This is a genomic window from Leptolyngbya sp. AN10 (genome assembly GCF_050565645.1).
In the GTDB taxonomy this organism is placed as follows: domain Bacteria; phylum Cyanobacteriota; class Cyanobacteriia; order Leptolyngbyales; family Leptolyngbyaceae; genus Leptolyngbya.
The window spans coordinates 79,839-88,889 of record NZ_JBNXVP010000030.1; the positions used below are offsets into that span (position 1 = coordinate 79,839).

Annotated in this window: 5 protein-coding genes and 1 tRNA gene; 1 reads left to right on the top strand and 5 read right to left on the bottom strand. The window is 47.7% G+C overall.

Going from position 1 to position 9,051, the window contains the following annotated elements:
- Window positions 1-54: 54 nt before the first annotated feature.
- Window positions 55-2,268 carry a phosphoketolase gene (locus ACQ4M5_RS30665; RefSeq protein WP_430679600.1) on the bottom strand — a complete coding sequence of 738 codons (2,214 nt, stop codon included), beginning with the start codon at window positions 2,266-2,268 and terminating at the stop codon, window positions 55-57.
- Window positions 2,269-2,575: 307 nt separating this feature from the next.
- Complete coding sequence (locus ACQ4M5_RS30670) at window positions 2,576-2,965, bottom strand: DUF4359 domain-containing protein (RefSeq protein ID WP_430679601.1); 390 nt, start codon at window positions 2,963-2,965, stop codon at window positions 2,576-2,578.
- Window positions 2,966-3,095: 130 nt separating this feature from the next.
- On the opposite strand from ACQ4M5_RS30670, the gene ACQ4M5_RS30675 reads away from it, so the two are divergent.
- Window positions 3,096-3,168 (top strand) — tRNA-His (locus tag ACQ4M5_RS30675).
- Window positions 3,169-3,411: 243 nt separating this feature from the next.
- On the opposite strand, the gene dnaN is transcribed toward ACQ4M5_RS30675, so the two are convergent.
- The 3 genes from dnaN to ACQ4M5_RS30690 form a co-directional block, all read right to left on the bottom strand.
- On the bottom strand, window positions 3,412-4,545 hold the full coding sequence (dnaN, locus tag ACQ4M5_RS30680; protein WP_430679602.1) for a DNA polymerase III subunit beta: 1,134 nt from the start codon (window positions 4,543-4,545) through the stop codon (window positions 3,412-3,414).
- A 493-nt stretch (window positions 4,546-5,038) separates the two neighbouring features.
- Window positions 5,039-5,488: a hypothetical protein gene (locus ACQ4M5_RS30685; RefSeq protein ID WP_430679603.1), complete on the bottom strand. Its 450-nt coding sequence runs from the start codon at window positions 5,486-5,488 to the stop codon at window positions 5,039-5,041.
- Window positions 5,489-5,817: 329 nt separating this feature from the next.
- Window positions 5,818-8,493: a heavy metal translocating P-type ATPase gene (locus tag ACQ4M5_RS30690; protein ID WP_430679604.1), complete on the bottom strand. Its 2,676-nt coding sequence runs from the start codon at window positions 8,491-8,493 to the stop codon at window positions 5,818-5,820.
- Window positions 8,494-9,051 lie beyond the last annotated feature (558 nt).

Sequence of the window (9,051 nt, forward strand, 5' to 3'; positions counted from 1 at the left end):
GAACGATGAATTTTCAAACACCCTCTACACAACCCCGAATTCTACATGAAAGATTTATTTAGACAAGTCGATCGCTCGTTTGACCAATCCTTCAGCAGTAATCCCATTCACTGCCATCAATTCACCCGCAGTTGCAGTCGTCTCACCCCGCTTCCAAGCAAAGGTGTCACGCTTCGCCGTACTCCGCAGCATGATTGGCTCTAACATTCCACTCGCGCCACCTGTCACCCCGATCAAGGCATCACCCCCAAACAAGGCTTCAAACGCCGCATCATCCAAGAAACCGCCATCTGGCTCTGAGCAAATCTCCCAAGCCACATCAGAGGCACGATACAACCGTCGTGGGTTCACAACCGAAACGACTTTCACGCCATAGCCCTGAGATTCCAGCGTAGAAGCCGCAGCAAATACCGGATTCAGAGTCATATCGCCCACAACCGCAAAAACGATCGATTTCGTTCCCGTCGATTCATGCAGCACGATCGCACCTTGCTCGATCGCTTGTCGGGTTTGTTCAAACGTCGTCCGAATCGGCAAGGGTGACTTACTTGCGGTAATCACAACTCCTTTGTTTTTCGTGGTGAGTGCCCATTCGTAACAAGCTTGAATGCTATTCGCATCCGGCGGGAACAACGGGAAAACATTCCCATTTCGCATCATTGCAGCAAAGTAAGCTTCAATTTCAGGACGTTGATGTGTCCATCCATTTCGACCTTGCTCTAATGCACCCGCCGTAAACAGCGTAATTGTCGAAGGCGTTTGGCGGCGCAATTCTGCCATTGCTTGCGTCACCGTTTGCCAAATCGGTAAGCCATTGATCGCAAACGATTCATACGAACACCAGAGCGATCGACATCCCATCAGTGCCAATCCCGCTGCTAATCCCGCACAAGCATCTTCACTCAATGGCTCATACACTTGACCATTCGGAGCTTGGTTATAGAGCGAATCTTCGGTGGGGTGAATGATCTTGAGAGCTTGGTTAATATTCGCGATTCCAGAGGCTTCATTTCCATCTGCATTTGTCACCAGGAAAGCTCGATCGCTTTGTCCCACATGACCAACCAATCGACCCATTGCAGTGGTGGAAACTTTCGGATCGCCGCCTACTGCATATTCTTCGAGCGGCAATTGTCCCAAATCTGGTAATGGACGCTCGAATTCAGTCACAACCGTTTTACTGGCTGATCCGCCGCCTGCACGTTCACAGTTCGATCGCACTAATTCCCAAGCTTCAGGAGACAGCGATCGCGTTTTCAATGCACTCACAATGTCTTCGTTGTCCAAAGTATGTTGAGCGTAAAGATTGTGCGACTTCGATCCTTTCGCGTGAACACCTGCGCCTTTCAACTGTTTGATGATGAACACGGTTAACTTTCCGCCCAATGCCGATCGAGCCGCTTCACTCGCTGCAACCAACACCGAATTCGTAAAGTTCAATCGCTGCTCTAGAGAGAACAGAGTGCTGTCCACATAGTCGCTCGGCTGATTACGATCGTCGAAATCTTTCGCATCAACCAGCACCACATTCTCGAACCCGTTGCCTTTCCAGTATTCGATCATCTGCTCATTCGTTTTGAGCGAGACCATACTGTGATGCTCTTGCGAATAGCCGTTCCACACCAGAATCGGCAAAAAGTTCGTCACACCCGGAAACGCCGTATTAAAGTGCGCCATCGAACTCATGATGTACGGCTCACCTAAACCGCCATCGCCTACTGTGAAGGGGAAAAGTTTATCCCGATGTAAAAGTGCCGCTGACATGGCGAAATGCTGTCCCTGACCGAGCGGACCTGCCGGAGCCAGAATTCCCGGAATAAAACCGGACAAGTGACCGAGCAACCCATGTTTTTCCCGAAAGCGATCGCGCAATTGTTGAACGGTCTCGATTCCCATATCTTCGAGAGAGCGATCGAGGAACATCGCACTATAAAAGCCCGGTGCGTGATGTCCGACTTCGGTAATGATATTTTTGTGACCGAGCATCACAAACGCAGCGTAGGCTTCCGCCTGGCTCGCAAATCCGCCAGGGTGTCCCGAAGCTTTAGAAGCGGTCATTTGCAGAATCAAGTAGCGTAACGCATCCGCCGCTAACATCGTTTGATAGCCCGCATTCTTGTCACTGGGATCAGAAATTGCGGTTTGTCCAGGCGCGATCGCAGGCGTTTTGCCATACGTCTCAAACCCTGGCACTGTGTCGCTAAAGTATTGAATGCCTTCGGTAAAGGCGGGTTTGGTAGACGTGGGGGTTGGGCTAACTGCGGTCATGCTTCACCTGCTGCATTCTGTTAATTAGGGTTTAGACCCTCTATGGTACACAGGCAGTGGACGCTTGGAAATAAATAGGTATTGGCAGAATGCTATAGATTTCTATCGATGTGTTTTTTGAGGTCAATAGGAAAATAAAGAAATATCTGCGGAGCGATCGCACGCGCTCCCCCTCCGCCACTCTTAGGAGATTTATCGAAAACAAATTACCCGCTGTCTTCGGCTTCGCTCAGTCAGCTAGAGATCGCGCCCTGAGCGAAGCCGAAGGGCAGTCCTTCAAGCGGTAAGCTCTTTCGCAGAAATCTCCTTAACGCCGGATTTCTTCTGCTTGATAAATATAAAACTTGCCCATCATGCCCACTGTTTCTAGCTGAAATGCGGGCAAATCGAGGAACACAGGCAAATCCGGCACAATCGATCGTGTGGATAAATTCGTTCGGTACAAACTAAACAGCCCGTAATTTTGGCGCTCTGTACTTTGAACAATCAACTTTTTGACCTGCGCCTGATTGTCCTGCACAAACTGAGGACACTGCTGCCGAATAATTTGGGGAACCTCCTTACAGCCCTGAGTTTTAACCTGTTCCAGCGCAAACTCACCGAACGCTGCCTCATCCGGATTTGTCACCGCCATCACTCCCGCCAATCCAAGAACACCCAGCCCCAGCACACCGAGGAGAAGTTGAGAAGTTTTCATTACGCACCGCTTCAATTCACGATCGGGTCTCTTGGACGTTGTACCACGTTTACAAGTTCTCAAAAATTTTAAACTGCTCGTTTTTATGCTTTAACTTGCTCGTTCTTGTGCTATAGTAATTCCTGTAATGGCGAGCGTAGCCAAGTGGTTAAGGCAGAGGTTTGTGGTACCTCCATTCGTGGGTTCGATCCCCATCGTTCGCCCTGGTTTTATCAAGAAGTATTAAAGCTGCAAAGTTAAGGGTTCTTGGCATTTGCAGGGATCAGCCGGTGCGATTGTCACGGCTTTTCACACTGAAGAATTTGCCCTGCCGTAGATTTGGAATCTGGAACTGTGGGAGAGATTGCACGATCGACTCCCGGTTCTGCAATGCGTGTTTGTTACTTCTTTAATTTAATAAAAAAAGCCCCTTTCGGAGCTTTGCTTACACTGTTGTCGGTTTCAATTCAACTACGCACTTGAACGGGCATCACTAAGTAGGTCATTTTCAAGGCTCCTAACGGCGATAGCACGACAGGACTGGTTGCAGTATTCAATTGCATTTGAACTTCTGAAGTATTAATTGCTTTCAAGCCATCGAGCAGATATCGAACGTTGAATGCAATATCCATGCCCTCACCAGAAATTTGAGCCGGGATTGATTCGCGTCCACTGCCCACATCTTGAGCATCCACAGAGAGTGTGAGCTGCTGATTAGTTTCGTCGAGTTGCACTTTGACGATGTTATTTTTCTGGTCTGCTAACACCGAGATTCGCTCTAGAGCACTCAGGAAAGCACGTCGATCGATAGTCATCTGATGCGTAAACTGGCGCGGAACCAACTGCCGATAATTCGGATATTGTCCTTCCAAGAGTCGGCTCGTGAGACGTTGATCAGTCCATTCAAAAACTACCTGACCTTGATCAAACTGCACATTGATCGCGTTTCCATTTTGTCGATCGAGCATTTTCATCAATTCCTGAAGCGCTTTCGCTGGAACGGTGACATCCAGTTGAGCCTCTTCTTCGGGTGCATCTTCTTCGATCGTTTTCACCACTGCCAAACGGTGTCCATCGGTTGCAGCGAACTCTAATCCATCGGGCTGCATACTGACATGAACTCCGGTGAGGACTTGTTTGGTTTCGTCTGCACTTGCCGCAAACAATGAACCACGCAATCCATCGACTAATCGATCGGCGGCTAACTGAGTCTGTTCACCTTCTTCAATCTTGGGCAGTTCGGGAAATTCTTCGGCTCCCATGCCGCGCACCTGGTAGCGTCCGGATGCTGATGTGATCGTGGTGATGTGATTGGAATCGGCATCACTCTCGATCGTGATGTCATTATCCGCAAGTCGGGATACAATATCGCTCAGCAGTTTTGCTGGAAGTGTAAGAACTCCACCTGTTTCAACTTGGGCTGGGAAGCTGGTTTGGATTCCGAGGCTGAGATCGAAGGCGCTGAGGATTACACGCTGTGTTGCAGTGTCCGCTTTCAGGAGGATGTTCGCGAGAATCGGATGGCTGGGGCGCGAAGAAACCGCACGACTAACCAGCGATAGATGGGAGTTGAGGTGAGTTTGAGCGCAAACCAGTTTCATGGGAGTTGTAGGAGTAAGGGACAGAAAGCTGTGGAAAAGTAAGACGTACTCTATATAAAGCGAGTTATTAAAGTTTTAACCCTAGATTTAGCGTTTTTGATCGTGTCTGAGCATCGTAACACCCTTTGCGAGATCGATCTACTCTTCTTCTGAAGTCGCCAAAACGACTAGAAAAGCAGTGGTTGTCAGTACTATTGTACGATCTGTGGAAATTGTGGAAAACTTAGCGAAAGGCGATTTTTTCAGACGAAGCGCGATCGCATCCTGTGGAAAAGTCTGAATCAGATTGTGGAAAGTTTAGAAATTTCCGCAGGTCGATCAAGGTTTTCGACAGATTTTTCACAGGTTTTCCACAGAAACGATGCTGTTTTCCACAGCAGTCATTCAATTGATAAGTAGAAGCGATTTAACCAGTAGTTTTAATCAGTTTAGATAATAAAAAACCGGGAAACAGTTAAGAGTGCTTCCCGGAAAATGGGTTTTGCTGAATCAACTACCGGAGAAACAAAACTGAACAATTCAAGGTGTGAATTAGATCGGAATAATCGATCGCTTGAGCCAAATTGACGATCGCGAGATCTGCTTTACACAGTTGAGCAACATTCGTGATCGTGCTGTCTAAACTTCGGCTTTCGGAAGCAAACTCTGCGACTTGTTTAAAGTTTCCCTGCAATCGGTTAAGGATGGAATGTTCCATACCAATGATCTTTAACTTCGGTTCAGGTCGCACGAGTGTGGTTGTCCCAGTCGCATTCCGAAACGATAGAGTTGACCATTCTTTCGTGCGATTCAGTTCAGAAAACAGCAGCAGAGGCGCGTCTTTCCCAGTTTCAAGGCATAACAGGAAAAGCTTGCTGCCGTAAGACTTGGAAAATGGTGAGGCGGCTTGAATCGTGCGATCGAGCGAATCAGAATCGACGACTAGAAGAATTTGCTGAAACATCGTTCGTACCATTGGGAAAAAAGATTGACTGACGAGTAGAAAAAGGGTTGTGGAGAAGACACTAACTTTCTCCCCTCATCAGTCAATCGCTTAAGGAGCAACAACGATCGGTGGAACACTGATATATAGAGGATGTTTGAGAATCATCGTTTATTGCCTGAATCGCCCCTCGAATGAATTCGGGGCTATCGGAACAAAGTCTGTTGAAACAGACTGAAGAGTTGGCGACAAGAGGCATTCAGTCCTCTTCAGTGGACTTTGTTCCGATAGACCGTGATTTCCAATCACGGGCGAACTGCAACGAAGCGAAGGCGCTTAGAAGCGTCCTCTTAAACTTCTGCTAGAACCTTGTCTCGATGTCCATTTGTGTTCGCTTTTTCGCGAATCGGATGTCCGATCGCAACCGTATGGAACATCTTGCTACCCGGTTCATAGCACCAAGCAATTCCCTCTGGATCACGCTTTTGGCTCCACTCTGCAAAGTCAACTTTCATCCGTTTTGCAGTAATCGTCTGCGTCGCAATGTTCAACCGTTTGGCTAAATCAGTTTGCTTCAACATTCCGAGTGGTAACGGTGCAGCATGACCATTCGTTTCGGTATGAGAATGACCATTCGTTTCAGGAATTGCAGCAACGACGATCGAGGTTGTCTCCATCACATGAACATCGATCGTGGGTTGTACTGTAGCAGCAACATCAATGGTTTGTTCGACTACTCTAGTTGGTTCTACTGTATTAATAGAATGAGCCATCTCGTGCAGTCGCTTTTCTTCTTCTGCAATTTGTTCAGCACTGAGATGATGAACCTTCGGCATGACCTCCTCGCCTGGTCCAATCAATGGACGTAAGCCGTTCAACTCTGCCAAGATTGCTGTTCCATTGTTGATCACAACTGCAAGAATTGGATCGAGTGCGAAGAAGATACCAGAAACCAATGCACCTAAGTTGGGTAAAGCTACGATCGCGGTGTTCTGCCAGATGATGTCCATTGCTTGACGGGCACATTTAATTGCCATGATCAAACCGCGCAAATCATCTTCCATTAGCACCACATCAGCGGTTTCTCGTGCGATATCAGTTGCACCTGCAAAGGATACAGACACATCAGCATAAGCAAGTGCGGCGGAATCATTGATACCATCTCCGCAGAATGCAACGGTCTTCCCTTGATCATGCACAGTTTTCACAACTTCGACTTTCTTCTCTGGGAAAGCTTCTGCATGAACGTGTTCCGGTTTGATTCCGAGATTGTTTGCAATGGAATGTGCAACCCGCTGCACGTCTCCGGTTAACATCTGCACCGAAATGCCCATTCGCTTCAGTTCACGAATCACTTCCTTACTTTCTGGGCGAGGTGGATCACTATAGCGAATCACGCCTAACAGTTGTCCATCTCCTGCAACATACACCAGCGATTGACCACCCGCTTTTCCATCAGGATAACGGATGTCGTATTCTTCCAAGCTGATGTTCTCGGTCTTCATGAAGCGCGGACTGCCGACCAGAATGTTCATACCGTCGATCGTTGCCATTGCACCTAAACCGATTTTGTATTCCCACTCTTCGCATTCTTTCAACTCGACACCCGTATCTTTGGCATGGTGAACGATTGCTTCTGCGATCGGGTGAGTTAATCCCTTTTCTGCGGATGCCGCATAGCAAAGCACATCTTCTTTACTAAAGCGATCGCTCATGACATCGATATCATTAACTCCCGCATGACCAATTGTGAGTGTTCCGGTCTTATCACAAATGATCGTATCGACCTTCGCCAGAATTTCAATTGCTCGACCACTCCGAATTAACACCCCATTCCGAGCCGCATAAGTCAGCACAGAAAGGATTGTGGTCGGAACAGATACCCGGATGCCAGTACCAAAGTCTAGAGTTAACAGTGCAACGGCTCGGTTGAGGTTGCCGCTGAACAAGCCCACACCCGCACCAATTAACAAAGTCGGAAGTACCGCTTGGTTGGCGACCGATGCAGCATAGTTCTCAACTCTAGTGTCATGCACAGGTGCAGCCTGCATTAAGTTAACAATCACACCTGCACGAGTGTTGTTGCCTGTCCGTTCTGCCAAAATCGTCAAGGTTCCATCCACCAACAGCGTTGAAGCAAAGACTTCATCACCTGTCGATCGAGTAACGGGAACAGATTCACCCGTTAACTTACACTGATCAATGATGCCTGTTCCTTCAAGTACAATACCATCAACAGGAATTTGATCGCCCGGATAAACAATCACGTGATCTCCAACAATCACATCCTGAGTCGGAATCTCAACGACTTGACCATCACGCAACACAAAAGCAGTCTTACTCAAACAATCGAGCAAATCGAGAGAAGCCCGCTCACTACCACGGGCTGTCATATCTCGAATTGCTTCGCCCCCTTCCACTAAACCCAACATAAACGACGGTGCAAAGAAGTGACCTTGGAGAGTGTGTAGCGCGATCGCTAATCCGTCTAAAAAGTCGATCGTTAATTGTTGTTCTTCTTGAATCGCTTCCCAAGCTCGTTTAAATACCGGAATTGCACCAACAAATACCACGCCACCAATTAATAGAGGTGGAATGGGTGCACCTGCTAATGAAGCCAAACTCAAGACCAAGCCTGCTGCTGGAAATCCTAAGCGCTCTGTCCAATCAATCTCATTGTTCGCTTTTTGGTCGCCTTTCGCCACTAGAGCCATATCGACATGAGCAGTGACCGCATCTTGAATCGTGCGGAACAGTTTTTCTTGTACAGTTGCGATCGCGATTGCACTTGGCTCATGGCGATATTCCACAATCAGCGAACTTGCAGCCGAATTCAAACGAGTTCCTGTCACGAACGAGAGCGACTCTACTAAATAAGTCAGCTTTGCTCCATAGTCTTCATCCTGCGCCAGTCGAGGAATGCGAATCCGGAATCGTCCTGGCATCCAATGAACAATTTGATAGTAAACATTCTCGACGACCACCGCATCGACGACCACTGACTCTACCGCTGTTGCAACCACCATGACAATCTCCTGACGTGGAATTATTGAAGAACAAACCAATCTCGCAACTGAATGAAGCGATCGAACAATTTCTGCACATGGAACGACGAATGCGATCGTCGCTATAAATTACTGAACCTTTCAGCTAGGAACCCTACTAGCTTGGGGTTAATAAAATACTGTCCAGACAGCAGCCATCGCGGGGTGCTATCTGTATGTTTGAACATAGATTAAGAAGACTGAACAGGCTTTCGTGTAGAACAAAGGATTTGCTCTGTAACCTGCGTTTCTCTGAGTGTACTGTAAATGCGGAGCTAGAAAACAGAAGTTTTGCGAAACTTTCCCTTATTAAGGTTACACACTCATTCTGTTTTGTAAACCTGTTTATCTAAGTGTTACAGCAGTACCTACTTTAGTTAGGACCCTTCAAGATCGCCCCCCAGCCCCCAATTCCTACCGTGTATACACAAGTCGATTGTAAGCTGGATGCAGTGTGAGAGGAGGTCAGCCCAATGATGGACAATCCGATATTGATTCATGCTCAAGCGCTCAAGGGCGCGGCTTTTGGGGATAAGCGCC

What these genes read in the sequence shown, in the direction of transcription:
- ACQ4M5_RS30665 (WP_430679600.1), bottom strand. Translation starts at nt 2,268, where the DNA reads ATGACCGCAGTTAGCCCAACCCCCACGTCTACCAAACCCGCCTTTACC.
- ACQ4M5_RS30670 (WP_430679601.1), bottom strand. Translation starts at nt 2,965, where the DNA reads ATGAAAACTTCTCAACTTCTCCTCGGTGTGCTGGGGCTGGGTGTTCTT.
- dnaN (WP_430679602.1), bottom strand. Translation starts at nt 4,545, where the DNA reads ATGAAACTGGTTTGCGCTCAAACTCACCTCAACTCCCATCTATCGCTG.
- ACQ4M5_RS30685 (WP_430679603.1), bottom strand. Translation starts at nt 5,488, where the DNA reads ATGTTTCAGCAAATTCTTCTAGTCGTCGATTCTGATTCGCTCGATCGC.
- ACQ4M5_RS30690 (WP_430679604.1), bottom strand. Translation starts at nt 8,493, where the DNA reads ATGGTGGTTGCAACAGCGGTAGAGTCAGTGGTCGTCGATGCGGTGGTC.